The 21058-nt window shown below is 69.3% G+C and carries 20 protein-coding genes; 12 read left to right on the top strand and 8 right to left on the bottom strand.

Annotated features, from left to right (window positions below):
- Nucleotides 1-15: 15 nt before the first annotated feature.
- The 3 genes from ACY0MJ_RS20135 to ACY0MJ_RS20125 form a co-directional block, all read right to left on the bottom strand.
- On the bottom strand, nucleotides 16-432 hold the full coding sequence (locus ACY0MJ_RS20135) for a DUF1877 family protein (RefSeq protein WP_462640331.1): 417 nt from the start codon (nucleotides 430-432) through the stop codon (nucleotides 16-18).
- 151 nt (nucleotides 433-583) lie between these two features.
- Nucleotides 584-1549 (bottom strand): AEC family transporter, encoded by a 966-nt coding sequence (locus ACY0MJ_RS20130; RefSeq protein ID WP_462640330.1) that lies wholly within the window; start codon nucleotides 1547-1549, stop codon nucleotides 584-586.
- A gap of 24 nt (nucleotides 1550-1573) precedes the next feature.
- Nucleotides 1574-3061: an ATP-binding protein gene (locus tag ACY0MJ_RS20125; protein ID WP_462640329.1), complete on the bottom strand. Its 1488-nt coding sequence runs from the start codon at nucleotides 3059-3061 to the stop codon at nucleotides 1574-1576.
- Between the two features lie 98 nt (nucleotides 3062-3159).
- Here ACY0MJ_RS20125 and ACY0MJ_RS20120 point away from each other — a divergent pair, with 98 nt between their 5' ends.
- Genes ACY0MJ_RS20120 through ACY0MJ_RS20110 form a run of 3 tightly spaced genes read left to right on the top strand, consistent with a single transcriptional unit; the run spans nucleotide 3160 to nucleotide 6758 of the window.
- Complete coding sequence (locus ACY0MJ_RS20120) at nucleotides 3160-5232, top strand: ATP-dependent helicase (protein ID WP_462640328.1); 2073 nt, start codon at nucleotides 3160-3162, stop codon at nucleotides 5230-5232.
- Nucleotides 5229-5627: a hypothetical protein gene (locus ACY0MJ_RS20115; RefSeq protein WP_462640326.1), complete on the top strand. Its 399-nt coding sequence runs from the start codon at nucleotides 5229-5231 to the stop codon at nucleotides 5625-5627. The genes ACY0MJ_RS20120 and ACY0MJ_RS20115 overlap by 4 nt, the downstream gene beginning before the upstream one ends.
- 33 nt (nucleotides 5628-5660) lie before the next feature.
- Nucleotides 5661-6758: a phospholipase A gene (locus tag ACY0MJ_RS20110; RefSeq protein WP_462640325.1), complete on the top strand. Its 1098-nt coding sequence runs from the start codon at nucleotides 5661-5663 to the stop codon at nucleotides 6756-6758.
- Between the two features lie 3 nt (nucleotides 6759-6761).
- On the opposite strand, the gene ACY0MJ_RS20105 is transcribed toward ACY0MJ_RS20110, so the two are convergent.
- On the bottom strand, nucleotides 6762-7646 hold the full coding sequence (locus ACY0MJ_RS20105) for a universal stress protein (protein ID WP_462640324.1): 885 nt from the start codon (nucleotides 7644-7646) through the stop codon (nucleotides 6762-6764).
- A gap of 71 nt (nucleotides 7647-7717) precedes the next feature.
- Here ACY0MJ_RS20105 and ACY0MJ_RS20100 point away from each other — a divergent pair, with 71 nt between their 5' ends.
- Nucleotides 7718-8281: a sugar O-acetyltransferase gene (locus ACY0MJ_RS20100; protein WP_462640323.1), complete on the top strand. Its 564-nt coding sequence runs from the start codon at nucleotides 7718-7720 to the stop codon at nucleotides 8279-8281.
- Between the two features lie 2 nt (nucleotides 8282-8283).
- On the opposite strand, the gene ACY0MJ_RS20095 is transcribed toward ACY0MJ_RS20100, so the two are convergent.
- A complete protein-coding gene (locus ACY0MJ_RS20095) occupies nucleotides 8284-9075 on the bottom strand; it encodes an exodeoxyribonuclease III (protein WP_462640322.1) in 792 nt (263 codons plus the stop codon).
- Nucleotides 9076-9085: 10 nt separating this feature from the next.
- On the opposite strand from ACY0MJ_RS20095, the gene pyrE reads away from it, so the two are divergent.
- The 3 genes from pyrE (at nucleotide 9086) to ACY0MJ_RS20080 (ending at nucleotide 10621) form a co-directional block, all read left to right on the top strand.
- On the top strand, nucleotides 9086-9766 hold the full coding sequence (gene pyrE, locus ACY0MJ_RS20090) for an orotate phosphoribosyltransferase (protein WP_462640321.1): 681 nt from the start codon (nucleotides 9086-9088) through the stop codon (nucleotides 9764-9766).
- 12 nt (nucleotides 9767-9778) lie between these two features.
- Complete coding sequence (locus ACY0MJ_RS20085) at nucleotides 9779-10252, top strand: hypothetical protein (RefSeq protein WP_462640320.1); 474 nt, start codon at nucleotides 9779-9781, stop codon at nucleotides 10250-10252.
- Between the two features lie 84 nt (nucleotides 10253-10336).
- Complete coding sequence (locus ACY0MJ_RS20080) at nucleotides 10337-10621, top strand: GIY-YIG nuclease family protein (RefSeq protein WP_462640319.1); 285 nt, start codon at nucleotides 10337-10339, stop codon at nucleotides 10619-10621.
- Between the two features lie 291 nt (nucleotides 10622-10912).
- Here the strand turns inward: ACY0MJ_RS20080 and gatB are convergent, their stop codons facing one another.
- Genes gatB through gatC form a run of 3 tightly spaced genes read right to left on the bottom strand, consistent with a single transcriptional unit; the run spans nucleotide 10913 to nucleotide 14117 of the window.
- On the bottom strand, nucleotides 10913-12358 hold the full coding sequence (gene gatB / locus ACY0MJ_RS20075) for an Asp-tRNA(Asn)/Glu-tRNA(Gln) amidotransferase subunit GatB (RefSeq protein ID WP_462640318.1): 1446 nt from the start codon (nucleotides 12356-12358) through the stop codon (nucleotides 10913-10915).
- Nucleotides 12355-13821 (bottom strand): Asp-tRNA(Asn)/Glu-tRNA(Gln) amidotransferase subunit GatA, encoded by a 1467-nt coding sequence (gene gatA, locus ACY0MJ_RS20070; RefSeq protein WP_462640317.1) that lies wholly within the window; start codon nucleotides 13819-13821, stop codon nucleotides 12355-12357. The genes gatB and gatA overlap by 4 nt, the downstream gene beginning before the upstream one ends.
- Nucleotides 13818-14117, bottom strand: a complete 300-nt coding sequence (gene gatC, locus ACY0MJ_RS20065) for an Asp-tRNA(Asn)/Glu-tRNA(Gln) amidotransferase subunit GatC (protein ID WP_462640316.1) — start codon at nucleotides 14115-14117, stop codon at nucleotides 13818-13820. Before gatC ends, gatA begins: the two co-directional genes overlap by 4 nt.
- Nucleotides 14118-14288: 171 nt before the next feature.
- On the opposite strand from gatC, the gene ACY0MJ_RS20060 reads away from it, so the two are divergent.
- The 5 genes from ACY0MJ_RS20060 (at nucleotide 14289) to mrdA (ACY0MJ_RS20040) (ending at nucleotide 21056) form a co-directional block, all read left to right on the top strand.
- On the top strand, nucleotides 14289-15332 hold the full coding sequence (locus tag ACY0MJ_RS20060; RefSeq protein ID WP_462640315.1) for a rod shape-determining protein: 1044 nt from the start codon (nucleotides 14289-14291) through the stop codon (nucleotides 15330-15332).
- A gap of 44 nt (nucleotides 15333-15376) precedes the next feature.
- Nucleotides 15377-16300 carry a rod shape-determining protein MreC gene (gene mreC, locus ACY0MJ_RS20055; RefSeq protein WP_462640314.1) on the top strand — a complete coding sequence of 308 codons (924 nt, stop codon included), beginning with the start codon at nucleotides 15377-15379 and terminating at the stop codon, nucleotides 16298-16300.
- A gap of 13 nt (nucleotides 16301-16313) precedes the next feature.
- Nucleotides 16314-16832, top strand: coding sequence for a rod shape-determining protein MreD (mreD, locus tag ACY0MJ_RS20050; protein WP_462640313.1), 519 nt, complete (start codon nucleotides 16314-16316; stop codon nucleotides 16830-16832).
- 4 nt (nucleotides 16833-16836) lie between these two features.
- On the top strand, nucleotides 16837-18843 hold the full coding sequence (gene mrdA, locus ACY0MJ_RS20045; protein WP_462640312.1) for a penicillin-binding protein 2: 2007 nt from the start codon (nucleotides 16837-16839) through the stop codon (nucleotides 18841-18843).
- Between the two features lie 74 nt (nucleotides 18844-18917).
- Entirely contained in the window at nucleotides 18918-21056 is a 2139-nt protein-coding gene (mrdA, locus tag ACY0MJ_RS20040) for a penicillin-binding protein 2 (protein ID WP_462640311.1), read from the top strand.
- Nucleotides 21057-21058: the final 2 nt, after the last annotated feature.

Genomic DNA, 21058 nt, shown 5'->3' with positions numbered 1-21058 from the left:
GAAGACAGGAGGTCCTCAGGCGACGCGGAAGAGCACGGCGTCCTTGTTCGCCGCTGCGCGCTGGTAGAAATCCTTGAGGCCCTTCACCGCCTGCACCACTTCGTCGGGCGTCGCTTCCATCAGCGCCGTTTCGCAGCGCGTGCGGATCTCGGCGTCGGCCAGCGCCGCGAGCTTGGCGGCCGTCGCCTGCACCTGGGCGGAGGACGAATAGCCCACCATGGTCGGGATCTTGTCGGTCTGTTCGGCGCCGCAGCCGGCTTCGGCCTGCAGCACCTGGCTCAGCTCGTACCACACCGCGATGGCGTCCACGTGCACTTCGCGCGGCTGTTCGCCGCCGCCCTTCTGCAGGAACGCCGCGTAGGCCAGCTCGCCGGCCAGCAGCCGCTTCAACTGGTCGTCCGAGAGCGCGTAGAAACCGCCGTCCGTTGCCATCCTGTTCTCCTCCTGCGGGACTCGCCGGCCCCTGCGGACCAATATATCGGCGTGGGCCGCGAGCGCAAAGCGCCGCGGGCCCGCGGGCGTGTTGCAAGTTGGCAGGAGGGCACACATCGCGCCGCCCATCGGCGCACGGGCGCCGCTCGGCTCACTTCAGCAGGGCCACCGCCGCGGAGAAGGTGAGGAAGGCCGCGGCCGTCGTGAGCAGGATGATGCGGGCGATACGGCCGTTGTCGGCGCCGAAGCGCTCGGCCAGCATGGACACGTTGCTGGCGCTGGGCAGCGCCGCCACCAGCACCATCACGTGCAGCGTGAAGGCATCGAGCGGCACGCCGGCGGCGCGCGCCGCGGTGCCCACCGCCCACACCAGCAGCGGATGCACGACCAGCTTGACCAGCGCCACCGGCACGAAGTCGCGCGCCGGCTGCGGGCCGTGCTCGCTCTGCGCGGCGACGAACTGCGAGCGCGCCAGCACGGCGCCGATGGTGAACAGCGCCACCGGGGACGCCGCGTCCGCCAGCAGCCCGATGGTGTTCATCACCGGCGCGACCGGCTTCCACGCGAGGGCCGACGCCAGCCCGCCCAGCACGATCGACCACGGCATCGGGTTGAGCGCCACGCCGCGCAGCGCCTTCTTCGCGGCCTTGGCCGCGCCGTGTTCGTCGGCGCCGTCCAGGCGCGAGAGCGCGATGCACAGCGAACTGGTGACCACCAGGTCGATCAGGATGGTGAGGATCGCCGGGCCGGCCGCGGCGTCGCCGAGCAGCGCCACCAGCAGCGGCACGCCCATGAAGCCCGTGTTGGGGAAGGCGGCCACCAGCGCGCCGAAGGACGCGTCGTTCCAGCGGATGCGCGCGTTCATGCTGGATTTCACGGTGCCGGCCACCACCAGCAACGCGCAGAGCAGCCAGATGCCCACGGCGGCCGGGTCCAGCAGCTGCGCGATCGGCGTGCTGGCGCCGAAGCGGTACAGCAGGCAGGGCAGCGCGAAGTACAGCACGAAGGTGTTCAGGCCGCTGATCGCCTCGAAGGGCAGCATGCGCTGGCGCGCGGCGACGTACCCGGCCAGCACCAGGGCGAAGAAGGGGAAGGTGATGGCCAGGACGCTTAGCACGCGCGTATTGTCGGGGAGCGCCGGTCAGAAGCGGCCGAGGAACTCGCCAAGGGGCACCATGACGACCGGCACCGGCGTCTGCTCGTTGAGCCGTTCGAACTCCTCGTCCGAAAACCATGCCTTGCCGACGATGACGCAGCACTCGCAATGCAGTTGCGCCGCCAGCCGCGCGGCCTTGTGCACGTCCTTGTGGAGCACCTGGTTGCGGTATTTCACCTCGACGCCGATGCGGCGCGCGCCCAGGTCGACGATGAAATCGATTTCGTCGTTGTTGCGCCGCCAGTAACCCAGCTCCACGAGGCCCGGCCACTGGCGCAAGTGATTGGCGACGACGTTTTCCGCATAGGCTCCGAGGAGCGGCGCGTCCTGGAGCATCTGGGGGAGGCTCAGCTTCATCACGGCGTTGCGCACCGCCAGGTCCACGAGGTAGGTCTTGAAGTTGCCGGCCTTGGGGGTCGCCTTGGTGCTGGTGTGCTTGTCGAGCCGCCACACGAGGTCGGTCGCTTCGAGCAGCGGGAAGTACCCTTCGATGGTGGTGCGCGCGAGTTCGATCTCGCCGCTCAATTGCGACAGGTTCGTTTCCCGCCCGGGATCCTTCAGGAGCGCCAGGTAGAAGCGGCGCAACATCTCGGGCTTGCGGAACTCTGCAGCCACCGGCAAGTCCTCGAAGATCACGCGCTCCACCTGGTTTTGGTACAGGTACTCCTGCCGCGCGACAAGGGAAGGCAGTTCCCAGACTTCGGGGAAGCCGCCTTCGAACAGGAAGTTCTCGGTCTCCTGCAGGTGGCTTTCTCCTCCGAAGAAGTTGCCATGCAACCAGCGGCAGAAGCTGTAGCCATCCAGGTCCGACATCTGCAGGGAGCGGCCAAGCTCCCGCATGCCTTCCATGCCGGCCATCACCTGCTTCAGCGACACACCGGGCCGCTTGGCCACCACGCGGTAGTAGAACCATTCGCGGAAACTGAAGGGCAGGACGTGGAAATCCTTGATCCGCCCCAGCAGGCTCTCGCGCGACTTGCGGAAGATGGGCGTGCTTGCCGAGCCGGAAACGACGAAGCGCACGGCCGTCTTCAGGTCGTAGAACTTCTTCAGGTACAGCTCCCAGCGCGGAAAGCGCTGGACCTCGTCGAGGAACAGGAAGGCCGCGCCCTCCCGGGAGGCGGCTCTTGCGGCCTGGACGAGGTCGTTGAAGAAGCGGTCGCGATCCGCCCCCGGCAGGTCCAGCGCCGGGTCGTCCAGGGAAAAATAGGCGATGCGCCGGGCCTGGCCGGCAGGATCGTCCGCATCACGGATCAACTGCTGGATGCATTGAAGCAGCAGGGTGCTCTTGCCGACACGTCGCGGCCCCGTGACGGAGACCATCTGCGGCAGTTGCCGCACATCGGCATACAGGTCGTGAAAGACGTCGCGCCTGAACTCCGGCAGGCCGGCGAACGCGCCCTTGGGGTCCTGCCACCAGGGGTTGTACGGCTCCAGGATCTGGAAGCCGCCGAAGGGAGCGGATGCCGGCATGCCAAGAATTTTGCTTTTTTGCCGTCATGACGTCAAATATGCAAAAGAGGCGCGGCGACCAGCCCGTATCATCGGCGTATCCCGCAGCAGTACCCACGATGTCCGGCCTGAACCTCGCCCAGCAAGAAGCCGTCAACTACCTGCATGGGCCGTGCCTGGTGCTGGCCGGCGCCGGATCGGGCAAGACGCGCGTCATCACGCACAAGATCGCCCGGCTGATCCAGACCGGCGTGGAGGCCAAGCGCATCGCCGCCATCACCTTCACCAACAAGGCCGCCGCCGAAATGCGCGAGCGCGCCAAGGCGCTGGTGGGCCGCGACGCCAAGGAGGTGCTGGTGTGCACCTTCCACGCCCTGGGCGTGCGCATGATGCGGCAGGACGGCAGCGTGCTGGGGCTGAAGCCCCAGTTCTCCATCCTCGACTCCGACGACGTCACCAGCATCCTCAAGGACGCCGGCGGCACCACCGATGCCGCCACGGCGCGCCAGTGGCAGTGGGGCATCAGCCTGTGGAAGAACATGGGCCTGAACGCCGCGCAGGCGCTGGCCCAGGCCAAGGACGAACACGAACGCGTCACGGCCACCGTGATGGCACGCTACGAGGAGCGGCTGGCCGCCTACCAGAGCGTGGACTTCGACGACCTGATCGGCCTGCCGCTGAAGCTGCTGCGCGACTTCCCGGAAGTGCGCGAGAAGTGGCAGCAGCAGCTCGCGCACGTGCTGGTGGACGAATACCAGGACACCAACGCCACCCAGTACGAGCTGCTCAAGCTGCTGGTGGGCGAGCGCGGGCGCTTCACGGCCGTGGGCGACGACGACCAGTCGATCTACGGCTGGCGCGGCGCCACGCTGGACAACCTGCGGCGCCTTCCGCAGGACTATCCGCAGCTGAAGGTGATCAAGCTGGAGCAGAACTACCGCTCCACCGGCGCGATCCTGCGCGCGGCCAACAACGTGATCCAGCCCAACCCCAAGCTGTTCCCCAAGACGCTGTTCTCGGAACTGGGCGAGGGCGAGCCGGTGCGCGTGGTGGACTGCGACAACGAGGAGCACGAGGCCGAGCGCATGGTCGCGCGCATCCAGTCGATCCGCGCCAACGGCCTGGGCAAGGACTGGAAGGACTTCGCCGTGCTGTACCGCGCCAACCACCAGGCGCGCGTGTTCGAGCAGGCACTGCGCAAGGCGCAGATCCCCTACAAGGTCTCGGGCGGCCAGAGCTTCTTCGACCGCGCCGAGATCCGCGACCTGTGCGCCTGGCTGCGCCTGTGGGTCAACAACGACGACGACCCGGCCTTCCTGCGTGCCGTGACCACGCCCAAGCGCGGCATCGGCCACCAGACGCTCTCCTCGCTGGGCGTGTTCGCGAGCCAGTACAAGCTGTCACTGTTCGAGGCGCTGTTCTCGTCCTCGCTGCCCAGCGTGCTGTCGGCGCGGGCCGTGGGCAGCCTGCACGAATTCGGCCGCTACGTGAACGACCTGGAGTTCCGCGCCCGCCACACCATGGGCGCGGAGGACGCGCGCACCTTCATCGCCGACTGGTTGAAGGACATAGCCTACGAGAAGCACCTGTACGACAGCGAGGACAACGAGAAGGTCGCGGCCGCGCGCTGGACCAACGTGCTCGAGTTCTGCGACTGGATGGCGCAGCGCTGCGGCGGCGAGATCGACGACACGGCGGGCGTCAGCACGGCCGGCGAGCGCAAGAGCCTGCTGGAAGTGGCGCAGACGATCTCGCTGCTGTCCACGATCAGCGAGCGCGAGAAGGACCAGGACGTGGTGACGCTCTCCACGCTGCACGCCGCCAAGGGCCTGGAGTGGCCGCACGTGATCCTCGCCGGCTGCGTGGAAGGCATGCTGCCCTTCAAGCCGGAAGACGCCGAGGGCGGCGCCGTCAGCGAGGCCTTCGCGCAGCGGCTGCAGGAGGAGCGGCGCCTCATGTACGTGGGCATCACGCGGGCGCAGCGCTCGCTGGCCGTGAGCTGGAGCAGGAAGCGCAAGAAGGGCCGCGAGATGATCGCGGCGCAGCCGAGCCGCTTCATCGCGGAGATGGCACTGGACAAGACGACGGTGAAGGAAGACCCGCGCGAGAAGCTGAAGGCGCTGCGCGCGGAGTTCGCGAAGAAGAGCGCGGAGGCGGCCGCGGCCGCCGCGGCCTCGCAGGGGGCGGCATGAGGTCGATCGCCGCGTTGCTGCTCGCCGCCTGCGCCGCCTCGGCCGGCGCGCAGACCGCCTGCCCGCATGCGAGCGAGGTGGGCCAGGCGCAGATGCTGGGCATCTGGCGTGCCGAGTTCGAGGGCGTGGGCCACGTCGCCACCCTGCTGCTGCAGAAGCATCCGGAATATGCGCTGAGCCTCAGCGGCGCGATCAACCGCAACGGCGACCGCCGGCCGGTCGCCGGCGACATCGAGGACGGCGAGTTCACGCTGGAGGAATCCGCCGACGGCGTGCACATCGCCGCCACCTGGATCGGCGAGCTGGTGGAAGGCTCCTGCGGCAAGGAGATCCGCGGCGTCTGGCGGCGCGACGGCGAGTCGGACGGGCGGGCCTTCGTGATGCGCAAGGACTGAGCGCGGCCGTGGCGCCCGATTACCATCGGGCGCATGCGCCGCCTCACCGCCACCGCGCTTGCCGCGGCCCTGCTGCCGCTCGCCGCCCACGCGCAGCCGGATGAACCCTGGCAGGCCTGCACCGCCATCACCGACGGCGCGCAGCGCCTCGCCTGCTTCGACCGCTGGGCGGCGGGACAGAAGCCCCTGCCCACGCTGGCCGCGCCCGAGTTGCCGGCGACGCTGCCCTCGCCCGTGCGGCCGCGCCGCGGCCTGCGGCTGACGGAGCTCGACGGCTGCCGCGAGCAGCGTTACTCCGAGCTCTCGCGCTTCTGGGAGCTGGAGCCCGGCGCCGACTGCGGCACCTTCGGCATCCGCGGCTACCGGCCGATCTCGGTGGACCTGGTCACGGCCGACACGATCAACCGGCAGCCCACGTCGGAGAACCCGCGCAACGATGCGACGAGCGCCCAGGACTACCGCACGACCGAGACGCGGCTGCAGCTGTCGGTGCGCGCGAAGATCGCGCAGGGGCTCTTCGCGTATTCGCCGCGCGGCATCGATTCGCTCTGGTTCGCGTACTCGCAGCAGTCGTACTGGCAGCTGTTCACGCCCAACCTGTCGCGGCCCTTCCGCAGCACCGACCACGAGCCGGAGCTGATCTACGTCTATCCGCTGCAGTCGGCGCAACCGGGCGCGTGGCGCCTGCGCTATGCCGGGGCCGGCGTGGTGCACCAGTCCAACGGCCAGTCGCTGCCGCTGTCGCGCAGCTGGAACCGCGCCTACCTGATGGCGGGCGCCGAGCGCGACGAGGTGCAGCTGCAGGGGCGCATCTGGCGGCGCATCCACGACGACGCGGACGACGACGACAACCCGGGCATCTCCAACTTCATCGGCCGCGCGGAGCTGCAGGCGCGCTGGCGGCCGAACCGCAACCACCAGTTCGTGGCGACGCTGCGGCATGCGCTGCGCAGCGAGGGCCGCGGCTCGTTCCGGATGGAGTGGTTCCGGGCACTGGCGGATCCGGGCGAAGGGCCGCCCGCGGGGCTGCAGCTGCACACGCAGTTCTTCACCGGGTATGGGGACACGCTGCTGGACTACAACCGGCGGCGGTCGGTGTTCAGCATCGGGTTGAGTCTGGTGGAGTGGTAGGAGCTAAGGCAGGACGAGGACGTCCGCGTCGGATTCCGCCAGCACGCGGCGGCTGACGCTGCCCAGGAGCAGGTCGTCCACCGGGCCCTGGCCCTGGCGGCCGATGACGATCAGGTCGATGTCCTGCTCCTGTTCCTGCTCGAGGATGCGCACCGAGGCCGGGCCGTGCACCAGCACCTGCGCGACCTGCTGCGCCGGCACGCCCGACTGCTGCACCAGCGCCGCCATGCGCTCCTGCGCCTCGGCCTGGGCCTGGGTGCGGTAGTGCTGCAGGTATTCGTCGTCGACGCCGGCGCGGAACAGGCTGCCCTCGAACGGGGCCTCGTACGCATGCATGGCCACGATGCGGCCCGTGGGCGACACGGCGTGGGCCATCTGCAGGGCGGGCAGCGAGGCGTCGGAGAAGTCCACCGGCACGAGCACGGAGCAGAAGTCCGCGGCCGGCGCGCGCTTCACCACCAGCAGCGGCCGCCCGAAGCTGCCCACCAGGCGCTCGGCGGTGGAGCCGAGCACGAAGCGCCGCAGCACGCTGCTGCCGCGCACGCCCAGCACCAGCAGGTCGGCGGCGGTGGCCTCCGCCGCGGCCGCGAGCGCCGTCGGCACCGTGCCTTCCACCACCCGGGCGCCGGCCTTCACGCCATAGCGCTGGTCGAGCGTCGCGGCGAGCGCCTCCACGAGCATCTGCTCCTGCTCGCGCACGCGCTCCGTCACTTCCTGCGGCAGGCCGGCGACGAGCCGGCGCAGTTCGGTCAGGCGCGCGTCGGCGCCGACGTGCACCAGTTCCAGCGCCGCGCCGCTGGCGCGGGCGACGCGCGCGGCCCGCTCGACGGCATGGCGCGCGGGCGCGGAGAGATCGGTGGCGGCGAGCAGGCGCTGCAGGCGTTTCATGCAGTTCCTCCTGGAGTTCGCCCCATTCTAGGCACGCCCCCGGCTACAGTGTCCTCGCCAAGGAGCACGCGATGACCGAGCGCGAGAAGATGCTGGCCGGCCAGCTGTACAACGCCTTCGACCCGGATCTGGTGGAGGCCCGCCTGCGGGCCAGGCGCCTGTGCGCCGAGCTGAACGTGCGGGCCGAGGACGATCCGGCGCGGCGCGCCGCGTTGGAGCAGCTGTTCGGCGCCGGCGGCGACACCGTCGGCCTGACCTCGCCCTTCTTCTGCGACTACGGCAGCCAGATCGAGCTGGGCGAGAAAGTGTTCTTCAACTTCAACTGCGTGGTACTGGATGTGTGCAAGGTGACCATCGGGTCGTTCACGCTGTTCGGGCCCGCGGTGCAGATCTACACGCCGCTGCATCCCCTCGATGCGGCGAGCCGCCGGGTCGAGGAGTACGGCAAGCCGGTGGCCATCGGCTCGGACGTCTGGGTGGGCGGGGGCGCGATCATCCTGCCGGGCGTGACCATCGGCGACCGCGCGGTGATCGGCGCCGGGAGCGTGGTCACGCGGGACGTGCCGCCGGACGTGTTCGCCGCGGGGAATCCGTGCCGGGTGGTCCGGCCGATCGGGGCCTCGGACCGGAGCTGAGGCTACAGCGCCAGCTCGTACTGGATCGTCAGCGGCGCGTGGTCGCTGAATCGGCCGTCCTTGTAGATGGCCGCGGCGCGGGCATGCTGCGCGAGGCCCGGCGTGGCGATCTGGTAGTCCAGGCGCCAGCCCACGTTCTTGGCCCAGGCCTGGCCGCGGTTGCTCCACCAGGTGTACGAGGCGTCGGTGGTGTCCGGGTGCAGGTGACGATAAACGTCGACCAGGCCCGTCTCGGATAACAGTTTTGTCATCCAGGCCCGTTCCTCGGGCAGGAAACCGCTGTTCTTCTGGTTGCTCTTCCAGTTCTTCAGGTCCTGCTCCTTGTGGGCGATGTTGACGTCGCCGCACAGGATGAACTCGCGCTGCCGCTTCAGGGCCGCCAGGTGCGGGTCCACCACGTCCAGGAAGCGGAACTTGGCCTGCTGGCGGTCCTCGCCCGAGGACCCCGAGGGAAAGTAGCAGCTGATGATCGACAGCTTGCGTTGCGGCGTGTCGAAGCGCAGTTCGACATAGCGGCCCTCGGCGTCGAACTCCTCGCAGCCGAAGCCGACGATCACGTCGCTGGGCTCGTGCCGGCTGAAGGCGCCGACGCCGGAATAGCCCTTCTTCCGGGCGAAGTGGAAGTGGCCCTTCAGGCCGGCCAGGCTGTCGTGCTTGCCGTGCACGTCGGCGGCCTGGGCCTTGACCTCCTGCACGCAAATACAATCCGGGCTGTTTTGTGCGACCCAGGCCTCGACACCCTTGGAGGCGGCCGAGCGGATGCCGTTCAGGTTGAGGCTGGTCAGTTTGAACAAGGACTTTCCCATGGTGGCGGTGACGAGCCAGGACCAGCTGGCGCAGGATTTCGTGGAGTTCGCGGTGCGCTCCGGGGTCTTGCGCTTCGGCGAATTCAAGACCAAGGCCGGGCGGCTGTCGCCTTACTTCTTCAACGCCGGCCTGTTCGACGACGGCGCGAAGCTCGGGCGGCTGGCGCAATTCTATGCACAGCGCATCCTCGCCTCCGGCATCGAGTTCGACATGCTGTTCGGGCCGGCCTACAAGGGCATCCCGCTGGCGGCGGCGGTGGCGATCGAGCTGGCGCGCCTGGGGCGCAACGTGCCCTACGCCTACAACCGCAAGGAAGCCAAGGACCACGGCGAGGGCGGCACGCTGGTGGGCGCGCCGGTGCAGGGCAAGGTGCTGATCGTCGACGACGTGATGTCCGCCGGCACGGCCGCCCGCGAGTCGATCGCGCTGATCCAGGCGGCCGGCGCCACGCCGCATGCGGTGGCGATCGCGCTGGACCGGCAGGAGAAGGCCACGGAGAACGGCCAGGATGTTTCCTGGAGTGCCGTGCAATATGTCCGTGAAAAACTGGGCCTGCAGGTGTGCGCGATCGCGAAGCTGGCAGACCTCTTGCATGTCCTGGAGGCCCACGCCGGCGACGAGCTCGGCCAGCACCACGCGAAGGTGCTCGCTTACCGGGACCGCTATGGCGCGGGGTGAAAGGATGTACCCGTGCGCACTGTCCATCGTCTTGCCTGTGCCTGCCTGCTGTTCGGCGTGCTGGGGAGCGCCGTCGCGCAGACACGGAGCATCTACACCTGCACCGACGCCAAGGGCCGCAGGCTGACCGCCGACCGCCCGATCGCCGAGTGCAATGACCGCGAGCAGCGCGAACTCGCCCCCAACGGCCGGCTGCGCCGCACCGTCGGGCCCACGCTGACCGCCGCCGAATCCGCGGCCAAGGAAGCGCAGGACCGCAAGGCGGCGGAAGAGGCGCAGCGGGTCGCGGAGGAGAAGCGCCAGCAGAAACTCCTGGTGGTGCGCTACCCCAACCAGGCCGCCCACGACGCCGAACGGGCCCGCGCCCTCGCCAACGTGACGCACCCGGAGGAGCGCAAGCGCATCAACGCGCGCTACGACGAGGAACTGCAGCGGCTGAAGCTGCTGTGGAGGGAGTCGTCGGCGCCGGACGCGGCGCGGGGCTGACCCGGCTGCGCCTTGTGAAGCGCGTTCCACGGTTCATGTCATTGCGGGCTTGACCCGCAGGCCAGGCTGCCCTGAGATGCAGCCATGGACTACTACGTCTACCTGCTCGCGAGCCAGCGGCACGGCACGCTCTATGTCGGCGTGACCAGCGACCTGGTGAAGCGCGTGTACCAGCACCGGGAGGGCCTGCTGGAGGGCTTCACGAAGAAGTACGGGGTGAAGACGCTGGTGTGGTTCGACCGGACCGGGTCGGTGGAGGGGGCGATCCGGACGGAGAAGCGGATCAAGAACTGGAAGCGGGAGTGGAAGGTCGCGCTGATCGAGGAGGGGAATCCGGAGTGGAGGGATCTGTATCCGGATTTGCTGTGAGGCGGGCGCAGTGCCACGCACGCGTGGATCCCGGGTCGAGCCCGGGATGACAAACCTCTTGTCATTGCGGCCTTGAGCCGCAATCCACTGCCGGCGCAGTGCCACGCATCCGTGGATCCCGGGTCAGGCCCGGGATGACAAACCTCTTGTCATTGCGGCCTTGAGCCGCAATCCACTGCCGGCGCAGTGCCACGCATGCATGGATCCCGGGTCGAGCCCGGGATGACAAATCTCTTGTCATTGCGGCCTTGAGCCGCAATCCATCGTTGCGTGGCACTTCGCCAGGAGGCCTCAGATCCCCAGCTTCTTCCGCAGCATCTCCCCCACCTGCTGCGGATTCGCCTTGCCCTTCGAGGCCTTCATCGCCTGGCCCACCAGCGCGTTGAACGCCTTGTCCTTCCCGGCGCGGACCTGTTCCACGTTGCCCGGGTTCGCCGCGATCACCTCGTCGACGATCTTTTCCAGGGCGCCGCTGTCGTTCATCTGCTTCAGCCCCTTGGCCTCGATGAGCGCATCGACGTCGCTGCCCTCGCCCGCCCACAAGGCGTCGAACACCTGCCGCGCGGCATTGTTCGACACGGTCCCGTCGGCGACGCGCTGGATCAGCTTCGCCAGCGTGGCCGCGCCGACCGGCGCCTGCTCGATCGCGATCTCCTGCGCGTTCAGGCGCCGCGAGACCTCGCCCATGATCCAGTTGCTCGCCAGCTTGGGCTGGCCGCTCGCGCGCGCCGCTTCCTCGAAGTACGCGCCCATCGCCTTGCTCTGCGTCAGCGTCGTCGCGTCGTACTCCGGCAGGCCGTAGTCCGCGACGAAGCGCGCCGCCATCACGCGCGGCAGTTCGGGCATTTCCGCCTTCACGCGCTCCACCCACTCCGGCGCCACCACCAGCGGCGGCAGGTCGGGGTCGGGGAAGTAGCGGTAGTCGGCCGCGTCTTCCTTGGTGCGCATCGCGCGGGTCTCGCCCGTGTCGGGGTCGAACAGCACCGTGGCCTGCTCGATGGCGTGGCCGTCCTCCAGCTGCTCGATCTGCCAGCGCACCTCGAAGTCGATCGCCTCCTTCATGAAGCGGAAGCTGTTCAGGTTCTTGATCTCGCGCCGCGTGCCGAAGGGCTGGCCCGGCTTGCGCACCGACACGTTCGCGTCGCAGCGGAAGCTGCCTTCCTGCATGTTGCCGTCGCAGATGCCGATCCAGGTGACGATCTTGTGCAGCTCCTTCGCGTACGCCACCGCCTCGTCGGACGAGCGCATGTCCGGCTCGGTGACGATCTCCAGCAGCGGCGTGCCGGCGCGGTTCAGGTCGATGCCGGACTGCCCCACGAAGTCCTCGTGCAGCGACTTGCCTGCGTCCTCCTCGAGGTGCGCACGCACGAGGCGCACCGACTTCTTCTCCTCGCCGAGGTAGAACTCGACGACGCCGCCCTGCACCACCGGGATCTCGTACTGCGAGATCTGGTAGCCCTTGGGCAGGTCCGGGTAGAAGTAGTTCTTGCGGGCGAAGATGCTGCGGGGCGCCACGTGCGCGCCGATCGCCAGGCCGAAGCGGATCGCCCGCTCCACCGCGCCGACGTTCATCACCGGCAGCGTGCCGGGCAGCGCCAGGTCCACCGGCGAGGCCTGCGTGTTCGGCTCGGCGCCGAAGCTGGTGGGCGCGCGGCTGAAGATCTTGCTGGCGGTGGACAGCTGGGCGTGCGTCTCGAAGCCGATGACGACTTCGTAACCCTGGACGAGCTTGCTCATTGCAGGCCCTCCGGCGCGCGTAGGTGGAAGTCCGTCGCCTGCTGGAAGCGGTGCGCCGCGGCCAGCAGCCGCGATTCCTGGAAGTAGTTGCCGATCAACTGCAGCCCCACGGGCATGCCGCCCTCGCCGAAGCCGCAGGGCACGCTCATGCCCGGCAGGCCCGCGAGCGACGCGGGCAGCGTGAAGATGTCGGCCAGGTAGTCCGCGAGCGGGTCGCCCCCGTGCTCGCCCAGGCGCCACGGGACCGTGGGCGCCACCGGGCCGGCGATCAGGTCGCAGGACTTGAACGCCTGCTGGAAGTCGTCGGCGATCATGCGGCGGATCTTCTGCGCCTGCAGGTAGTAGGCGTCGTAGTAGCCGTGCGAGAGCACGTAGGTGCCCACCATGATGCGGCGCTGCACCTCCAGCCCGAAGCCCTCGGCGCGCGTCTTCTTGTACATGTCCAGCAGGTCGCCGTAGTCCTTCGCGCGGTGCCCGAACTTCACGCCGTCGAAGCGCGAGAGGTTGGAGCTCGCCTCGGCCGGCGCGATGATGTAGTACACGGGGATGGCGAGCTCCGTGCGCGGCAGCGAGATCTCCACGATGCGCGCGCCCAGCGCCTCGTACTGCTTCAGCGCCTCGCCGATCGCGGCGCGCACGTCCGGCGCCACGCCCTCGGCCAGGAATTCCTTCGGCACGCCGATGCGCAGTCCGGCGATGGAACCCTGCAGCTCGCGCGTGTAGTCCTCCGCCGGAACGTCCAGCGAGGTCGAGTCGCGGTCCGGGTCCGGCCCGCACAGCGCCGACAGCAGCAGCGCGCAGTCCTCGGCGCTGCGCGCCATCGGGCCGGCCTGGTCCAGGCTGGACGCGTAGGCGATCATCCCGTAGCGCGACGCCCGCCCGTAGGTCGGCTTGATGCCGGTGATGCCGCAGAAGGACGCCGGCTGGCGGATCGATCCGCCCGTGTCGGTGCCCGTCGCGGCCGGCGCCAGGCGCGCCGCCACGGCGACCGCGCTGCCGCCGGAGGAGCCGCCCGGGATGCGCGCGGTGTCCCACGGGTTCTTCACCGCCCCGTAGGCGGAGTTCTCGTTGGACGAGCCCATGGCGAACTCGTCGCAATTGAGCTTGCCCAGCGTCACCGTGCCGGCCTCGGCCAGCTTGCGCACCACCGTCGCATCGAAGGGCGAACGATAGTTCTCCAGCATCTTCGAGCCGGCGGTGCTGGGGAAGTCCTTCGTGACGAAGATGTCCTTGTGGGCGATCGGCACCCCCAGCAGGGGCGCGGTGTCGCCGGCGGCCAGGCGGGCGTCGGCCTCCCGGGCCTGGGCCAGCGTGACGGCCTCGTCGGTCGCCAGGAAGGCGCCGAGCGCCGCGTGCTGCTTGCCGCGGGCGAGGAAGTGCTGCGCCACCTCGGTCGCCGACACCTCCTTCGCGCGCAGCTTCGCGGCGAGCTGCGCCACCCCGAGTTCGTGCAGCGCGCTCATTCGATCACCTTCGGCACCAGGAACAGGCCGCGCTCCACGGCGGGGGCGCTGCGCTGGTTCGCCTCGCGGTCGATTCCGGCCGCCGCGACGTCCTCGCGCAGGCGCAGGGCGACCTCCTGCACGGCGGCCACCGGGTGGGTCAGGGGCTCGACCCCGGACGTGTCCACGGCGCGCATCTTCTCCACGATCTCGAAGAAGCCGTTGATGCGGGCGAGCATGCGCTCGCTTTCCTCGGGCGGCAGTTCCAGCCGCGCCAGGTGGGCGATGCGCGCGATGTCTTGGGAGTTCAGGGACATGGTGGAATTCGGTCTTTGCGCCGGAGCCACAGGTGGCCCGCGCGAGGGCGCTCGCGCGGGGTCCGGCACAGGGGATCGGGTATTATCCCGCCATCGGCGAGCGGAGCTCCGCCGCCCGGTGCAACGGCCGCGCAAAGCGGCCGCTTTCACAGAAGAAAGAGGATTCCCCCCATGTTCGGAGCTTTCCGACGCTACCTGTCCACGGACCTGGCCATCGACCTGGGCACGGCCAACACCCTCATCTTCGTCCGCGACAAGGGGATCGTCCTCGACGAGCCTTCCGTGGTGGCGATCCGCCACGAGGGCGGCCCGCAGGGCAAGAAATCCATCCAGGCCGTCGGCCACGAGGCCAAGGCCATGCTGGGCAAGGTGCCCGGCAACATCGAGGCGATCCGCCCGATGAAGGACGGCGTGATCGCCGACTTCACCGTCACCGAGCAGATGCTCAAGCAGTTCATCAAGATGGTCCACCCCCGGTCCGTCCTGAAGCCCAGCCCCCGCATCATCATCTGCGTGCCCTGCGGCTCCACCCAGGTGGAGCGCCGGGCCATCCGCGAGTCGGCGCTGGGCGCCGGCGCGAGCGAGGTCTACCTGATCGAGGAACCCATGGCCGCGGCGATCGGCGCCGGCCTGCCGGTGTCCGAGGCCTCGGGCTCGATGGTCGTCGACATCGGCGGCGGCACCACCGAGGTCGGCGTGATCTCCCTGGGCGGCATGGTCTACAAGGGCAGCGTGCGCGTCGGCGGCGACAAGTTCGACGAGGCCATCATCAGCTACATCCGCCGCAACTACGGCATGCTGATCGGCGAGCCCACCGCCGAAGGCATCAAGAAGCAGATCGGCTCCGCCTTCCCCGGCAGCGAGGTGAAGGAGATGGAAGTCAAGGGCCGCAACCTCTCCGAGGGCGTGCCGCGCAGCTTCACCATCAGCTCCAACGAGATCCTGGAAGCGCTCACCGACCCGCTGAACAACATCGTGTCGGCCGTCAAGAACGCCCTGGAGCAGACCCCGCCGGAACTGGGCGCCGACATCGCCGAGCGCGGCATGATGCTCACCGGCGGCGGCGCGCTGCTGCGCGACCTCGATCGCCTGCTGGCCGAGGAAACCGGCCTGCCCGTGCTGGTCGCCGAGGATCCCCTCACCTGCGTCGTGCGCGGCTGCGGCATCGCCCTGGAACGCATGGAACGGCTGGGCTCGATCTTCACCAGCGAGTGATCGTCTGACGCCCGGCTCAGCCGGGCCGGGGCACAATCGCGCACATGCCTCTCGGCACCCTCGACCGCACCCCGCCACCCTTCTTCAAGCAGGGACCCTCGGCACTCTCCAAGCTGATGGTCTGCAGCGCCCTGGCGCTGTTCCTGATGGTGGCCGACACCCGCTTCCGCATCACGCAGCCGGTGCGCGCCGCCGTGGCCACCGTGCTGTTCCCGGTCCAGTGGCTGGCGCTGCGGCCGGTGATCGCGGTGCGCGAGGTGGAGGACTACTTCACGTCGCTCAGCACCGCCCTGCACAACGAGGAGGCGGCGCGCCGCAAGCTGATCCTGCAGTCGCAGAAGGCCAACCAGGCCGAGCAGCTGCTCAACGAGAACGCGCAGCTGCGCAAGCTCCTGGGACTGCGCGAGCGCCTGAACACGCCCTCGCAGACGGCCGAAGTGCTCTACGACGCCGCCGACCCGTACACCCGCAAGGTCGTGATCGACAAGGGCCTGGCGCAGCACGTGCAGCCCGGCTCGCCGGTGGTGGACGAGTCCGGCGTGCTGGGCCAGGTGACGCGCGTGCATCCGCTGATCAGCGAGGTGACGCTGGTGACCGACAGCGACCAGGCCATCCCCGTGCTGAACACGCGCACCGGCAGCCGCGGCATCGCCTACGGCGACGCGGGCCGGCACGGCAGCGGCGGGCTGGAACTGCGCTACATGGCCGCCAACGCCGACGTGCAGCCCGGCGACCTGCTCACCACGAGCGGCGTCGACGGCGTCTACCCGCCCGGCATCCCGGTGGCGCGCGTCGTGAAGGTGGAGCGCCGGCCCGATTCGGCCTTCGCGCGCATCGTCTGCTATCCCATCGCCCAGGTGGACGGCGCCCGGCACGTGATCGTGCTCGATTCGCTGCTGAACCAGATCCCGCCGCGGCCCCCCGCGGAAGACCCGGCGCCCGCGGCCAAGCGCCCCGCCCGCAAGTGAGGAACCCGCCCGCATGATCATGCGCCCGGGGCAGCCGCTGCTGCTGCCAGCCAATCCGCTCTTCATCTGGTTCACCCTGATCCTGGCGCTCATGGTGACCATGCTGCCGCTCGGCCGCATTCCCTGGATGCCCGACGTGCTGGCGGTCGTGCTGGTGTTCTGGAGCGTGCACCAGCCGCTGCGCATCGGCGTCGTGGCCGCCTTCCTGTTCGGGCTGGCCGTGGACGTGCACGAGACCTCGCTGCTCGGCCAGCACGCCCTGGCCTACACCACCCTCAGCTACTTCGCCATCACCATCCACCGCCGGCTGCTCTGGTTCAAGGTGCCGTCGCAGGCGGTGCAGGTGCTGCCGCTGTTCGCCGCCGCCCACGCCATCGAGCTGGCCATCCGCCTGCTCGCGGGCGGCGCCTTCCCGGGGCCGTGGTTCCTGCTGCGGCCCGTGATCGAGGCCGCGCTCTGGCCGGTCGTGAGCGTGCTGCTGCTGCTGCCGCAGCGCCGCGCGCCCGACCCGGACGAGAACCGGCCGCTGTAGCGCCATGACCGAACTGCGCAACCTCGATGCGGAGCTGCGGGGCTTCCGCAGCCGCGTGCTGGCGGCGAGCGTCGTCGTGCTGCTGTGCTTCGGCCTGCTGGTGGCCCGGATGGTCTGGCTGCAGGTGATCCAGCACGACGCGATGGACGAACAGGCGGAGGCCAACCGTACGGCCATCCTCCCCATCGTGCCGAACCGCGGCCTGATCCTGGACCGCAACGGCATCGTGCTGGCCAACAACTACTCCGCCTACACGCTGGAGATCACGCCTTCGCGGCTGGACCGGCCGCTGGAGGACGTGGTGGACGAACTCGCGAACATCGTCGAGATCACGCCGCGCGACCGCCGCCGCTTCAAGCGGCTGCTGGAGGAAGGCAAGAGCATCGACTCCGTGCCGCTGCGCACCAAGCTCTCCGACGAGGAGGTCGCGCGCGTCACGGTGCAGCGCTACCGCTTCCCGGGCGTGGAGATCAAGGCGCGCCTGTTCCGCAACTATCCCTGGGGCGAGCTGGCCAGCCACGCGATCGGCTACATCGGCCGCATCAACCAGAAGGAGAAGGCGCAGATCGGCGAGTGGGACGAGGAGGCGCAGGCCAACTACCGCGGCACCGAATACATCGGCAAGCTGGGCGTGGAACAGAGCTACGAGCAGGAGCTCCACGGCATCACCGGCATGGAGCAGGTGGAAACGTCCGCCGGCGGGCGCGCCGTGCGCAAGCTGGCCAGCAGCCCCGCGACCTCGGGCAACACCGTGGTGCTGTCGATCGACATCAAGCTGCAGCGGCTCGTGGAGGAGCTGTACGGCGACCGCCGCGGCGCGCTCGTCGCCATCGATCCGAAGACGGGCGAGATCCTCGCCTTCGTCAGCAAGCCGACCTTCGACCCCAACCTGTTCGTCGACGGCATCGACCAGGAGAACTGGTCGCTGCTCAACGAGTCGATCGACAAGCCGCTGCTCAACCGCGCCCTGCGCGGCACCTACCCGCCCGGCTCCACGTACAAGCCCTTCATGGCGCTGGCCGCGCTGCACACCGGCAAGCGGACCGCGCAACAGGTGATCATGGACAACGGGTCCTGGACCTTCGGCGGCCACGTGTTCCGCAGCCACGGCGACAAGGGGCTCGGCCCGGTCGACATGCACACCAGCATCGTCAAGTCCAGCAACGTCTACTACTACGCGCTGGCCAATGACATGGGCGTGGACCTGATCCACGACGCGATGAAGCCGCTCGGCTTCGGCCAGCTCACGGGGATCGACATCTTCGGCGAGGTGCGCGGCATCCTGCCGAGCCAGGAGTGGAAGCGCAACTACTACAAGCGGCCGGAGCAGAAGAAGTGGTACGCCGGCGAGACCATCTCGCTGGGCATCGGCCAGGGCTACAACAGCTTCACCATGCTGCAGCTGGCGCACGCGCTGTCCACCGTGGTGAACGACGGCGTCAAGCGCAAGCCGCACCTGGTGATCGCCACCGAGGATGCGAGCACCCGCCAGCGCACCCACGTGCCCAAGGCGGACCCGGTGCCGCTGGGCTACGACCCCGAGCACCTGGCCGTGATCCGCAAGGCGATGGTGGCCGTCACGCAGGAAGGCACTTCCGCGCGCGTGTTCCGCGGCGCCGGCTATCTCTCCGGCGGCAAGACGGGCACGGCGCAGGCCGTCACCATCGGGCAGCGCGAGAAGTACAACGCCAGCAAGCTGGAGGAGCACCAGCGCGACCATTCGCTCTACATCGCCTTCGCGCCGGCCGAGGACCCGCAGATCGCGCTGGCGCTGATCGTCGAGAACGCCGGCTTCGGCGCGGCCGCGGCGGCGCCGATCGCCCGGCGCGTGTTCGACTACGTGCTGATGGACCACTACCCGAGCGAAGAGGACATCGCGGCGGTGCGCGAGGGCAAGGCCGCCAACCCGGTCGGTACGCCGCGCCCCGCCCGCGAGGCCGCGTGGCCGCCGGCGCAGGTGGCCGAGGCGGAGCCGGATTCCGTGCAATCCTTGGGGTTCACGGCCCGCTGAACGGCCGGCGAGGACACCCCCGCACGCAGGGCCCCGGCTCCGGAGGAAAATAGGACCTTGGCCCCCGCGAACCCATGACCGAGCTGCGCAACGTCGAAGCCGACCTCTCCCGCTTCCGCGGGCGGGTGCTGGCCGCCAGCGTCGCCGTTCTGGTGTGCTTCCTGCTGCTGGTGGCGCGGCTGGTCTGGCTGCAGATCGTGCAGCACGAGGCGCTGGACGAACAGGCCGAGGCCAACCGCACGGCGATCGTGCCCATCGTGCCGAACCGCGGCCTGATCCTGGACCGCAACGGCATCGTCCTGGCCAACAACTATTCCGCCTACACGCTGGAGATCACGCCGGCGCGGCTGGCCGCGCCGATGGAGTCGGTGATCGACCAGCTGGCCCAGATCGTCGACATCTCGTCGCGCGACCGCCGCCGCTTCAAGAAGCTGCTGGAGGAGAGCAAGGGCATCGACTCGCTGCCGATCCGCACCAAGCTCTCCGACGAGGAGGTGGCGCGCTTCACCGTGCAGCGCTTCCGCTTCCCCGGCGTGGAGATCAAGGCGCGCCTGTTCCGCAACTATCCCTGGGGCGAGCTCGCGAGCCACGCCATCGGCTACATCGGCCGCATCAACCAGAAGGAGAAGGAGCAGATCGAGGGCTGGCCCGAGGACGAACAGGCCAACTACCGCGGCACCGAATACATCGGCAAGCTGGGCGTGGAGCAGAGCTACGAGCAGCAGCTGCACGGCATCACCGGCGTCGAGCAGGTGGAGACGTCCGCCGGCGGCCGCGCCGTGCGCAAGCTGGCCAGCACGCCGGCCACGCCCGGCAACACGGTGAAGCTGTCCATCGACATCAAGCTGCAGAAGCTGGTGGAAGACCTGTACGGCGACCGCCGCGGCGCGCTGGTGGCGATCGACCCGAAGACGGGCGAGATCCTCGCGTTCGTGAGCAAGCCGACCTTCGACCCCAACCTGTTCGTCGACGGCATCGACCAGGAGAACTGGCAGGCGCTGAACGAGTCGATCGACAAGCCGCTGCTCAATCGCGCGCTGCGCGGCACCTACCCGCCCGGCTCCACCTTCAAGCCCTTCATGGCGCTGGCGGCGCTGAACACGGGCAAGCGGCGGCCGGAACAGGCGATCTCCGACCCGGGCTACTTCTGGTTCGGCAACCACAAGTTCCGCGACGACAAGGAAGGCGGGCACGGCACGGTGGACATGTACAAGTCCATCGTCCAGTCCTGCGACACCTACTACTACATGCTTGCCAACGACATGGGCGTGGACCTGATCCACGACCAGCTGTCGCACTTCGGCTTCGGCGAGGTCACCGGCATCGACATCCAGGGCGAGGCGCACGGCCTGCTGCCCTCCACCGAGTGGAAGCGCAAGGCCTACCGCCGGCCCGAGCAGCAGAAGTGGTACGCGGGCGAGACGATCTCGCTGGGCATCGGCCAGGGCTACAACAACTTCACCATGCTGCAGATCGCCACGGCGATCTCGACCATCGCCAACCCGCAGGGCGCGCGCATGAAGCCGCACCTGGTGAAGGAGGTGGTGGACGTGACGACCAAGGAGCGCAAGCCGGTGGCGCCCGAGCAGGTGGGGCAGCTGACGGCCTCGCCGGAGAACCTGGCGGTGATCCGCAGGGCCCTGGTCGGCGTGAACATCGAGGGCACGGGCGCCACGGCCTTCCGCGGCGCCGGCTACACGAGCGGCGGCAAGACCGGCACGGCGCAGGTGCTGACGATCGCGCAGGGCGCCAAGTACAACGCCGCGCAGCTGGACGAGCGCCACCGCGACCACGCCCTGTTCGAGGCGTATGCCCCGGCGGAGGACCCGAAGATCGCGCTGGCGCTGATCGTGGAGAACGCCGGCTTCGGCGCCGCCAACGCCGCGCCGATCGCGCGCCGCGTGTTCGACTACTACCTGATGGGGCTGTACCCGAGCGAGGAAGACATGGCGCTGGTGCGCCAGGGCAAGGCGACCACGCCCGTGGGCACGCCCCGCCCCGCCTCCGAATACGCCTGGCCGCCGGCGCCGATGGCGGCGGCGAGCGCGCCCGCCGGCGCGGCGTCGATGCCGATGGCGGCGCTGCCGGCGACGCAGAGCATCGCGGCGGCGTTCCTGCCCCCGGGCACCGTGCCCGCGCCGCAACCCATGCCGTCGGCATCGGCGCCGGCCGTGGCGGCTTCCGCCATCAAACCCGTTTCGGTGAAGCGCTGACG

This window comes from Ramlibacter sp. bp-362, assembly GCF_054956735.1.
The sequence above is the reverse complement of the archived record's forward strand: the minus strand, read 5'-3'. Positions and strand labels throughout refer to the sequence as shown.

Excerpts from the sequence above, each read along its gene's own strand:
- ACY0MJ_RS20135 (WP_462640331.1), bottom strand. The coding sequence starts at position 432 with ATGGCAACGGACGGCGGTTTCTACGCGCTCTCGGACGACCAGTTGAAG.
- ACY0MJ_RS20125 (WP_462640329.1), bottom strand. The coding sequence starts at position 3,061 with ATGCCGGCATCCGCTCCCTTCGGCGGCTTCCAGATCCTGGAGCCGTAC.
- ACY0MJ_RS20120 (WP_462640328.1), top strand. The coding sequence starts at position 3,160 with ATGTCCGGCCTGAACCTCGCCCAGCAAGAAGCCGTCAACTACCTGCAT.
- ACY0MJ_RS20115 (WP_462640326.1), top strand. The coding sequence starts at position 5,229 with ATGAGGTCGATCGCCGCGTTGCTGCTCGCCGCCTGCGCCGCCTCGGCC.
- ACY0MJ_RS20110 (WP_462640325.1), top strand. The coding sequence starts at position 5,661 with ATGCGCCGCCTCACCGCCACCGCGCTTGCCGCGGCCCTGCTGCCGCTC.
- ACY0MJ_RS20105 (WP_462640324.1), bottom strand. The coding sequence starts at position 7,646 with ATGAAACGCCTGCAGCGCCTGCTCGCCGCCACCGATCTCTCCGCGCCC.
- ACY0MJ_RS20100 (WP_462640323.1), top strand. The coding sequence starts at position 7,718 with ATGACCGAGCGCGAGAAGATGCTGGCCGGCCAGCTGTACAACGCCTTC.
- pyrE (WP_462640321.1), top strand. The coding sequence starts at position 9,086 with ATGGTGGCGGTGACGAGCCAGGACCAGCTGGCGCAGGATTTCGTGGAG.
- ACY0MJ_RS20080 (WP_462640319.1), top strand. The coding sequence starts at position 10,337 with ATGGACTACTACGTCTACCTGCTCGCGAGCCAGCGGCACGGCACGCTC.
- gatB (WP_462640318.1), bottom strand. The coding sequence starts at position 12,358 with ATGAGCAAGCTCGTCCAGGGTTACGAAGTCGTCATCGGCTTCGAGACG.
- gatA (WP_462640317.1), bottom strand. The coding sequence starts at position 13,821 with ATGAGCGCGCTGCACGAACTCGGGGTGGCGCAGCTCGCCGCGAAGCTG.
- gatC (WP_462640316.1), bottom strand. The coding sequence starts at position 14,117 with ATGTCCCTGAACTCCCAAGACATCGCGCGCATCGCCCACCTGGCGCGG.
- ACY0MJ_RS20060 (WP_462640315.1), top strand. The coding sequence starts at position 14,289 with ATGTTCGGAGCTTTCCGACGCTACCTGTCCACGGACCTGGCCATCGAC.
- mreC (WP_462640314.1), top strand. The coding sequence starts at position 15,377 with ATGCCTCTCGGCACCCTCGACCGCACCCCGCCACCCTTCTTCAAGCAG.
- mreD (WP_462640313.1), top strand. The coding sequence starts at position 16,314 with ATGATCATGCGCCCGGGGCAGCCGCTGCTGCTGCCAGCCAATCCGCTC.
- mrdA (WP_462640312.1), top strand. The coding sequence starts at position 16,837 with ATGACCGAACTGCGCAACCTCGATGCGGAGCTGCGGGGCTTCCGCAGC.
- mrdA (WP_462640311.1), top strand. The coding sequence starts at position 18,918 with ATGACCGAGCTGCGCAACGTCGAAGCCGACCTCTCCCGCTTCCGCGGG.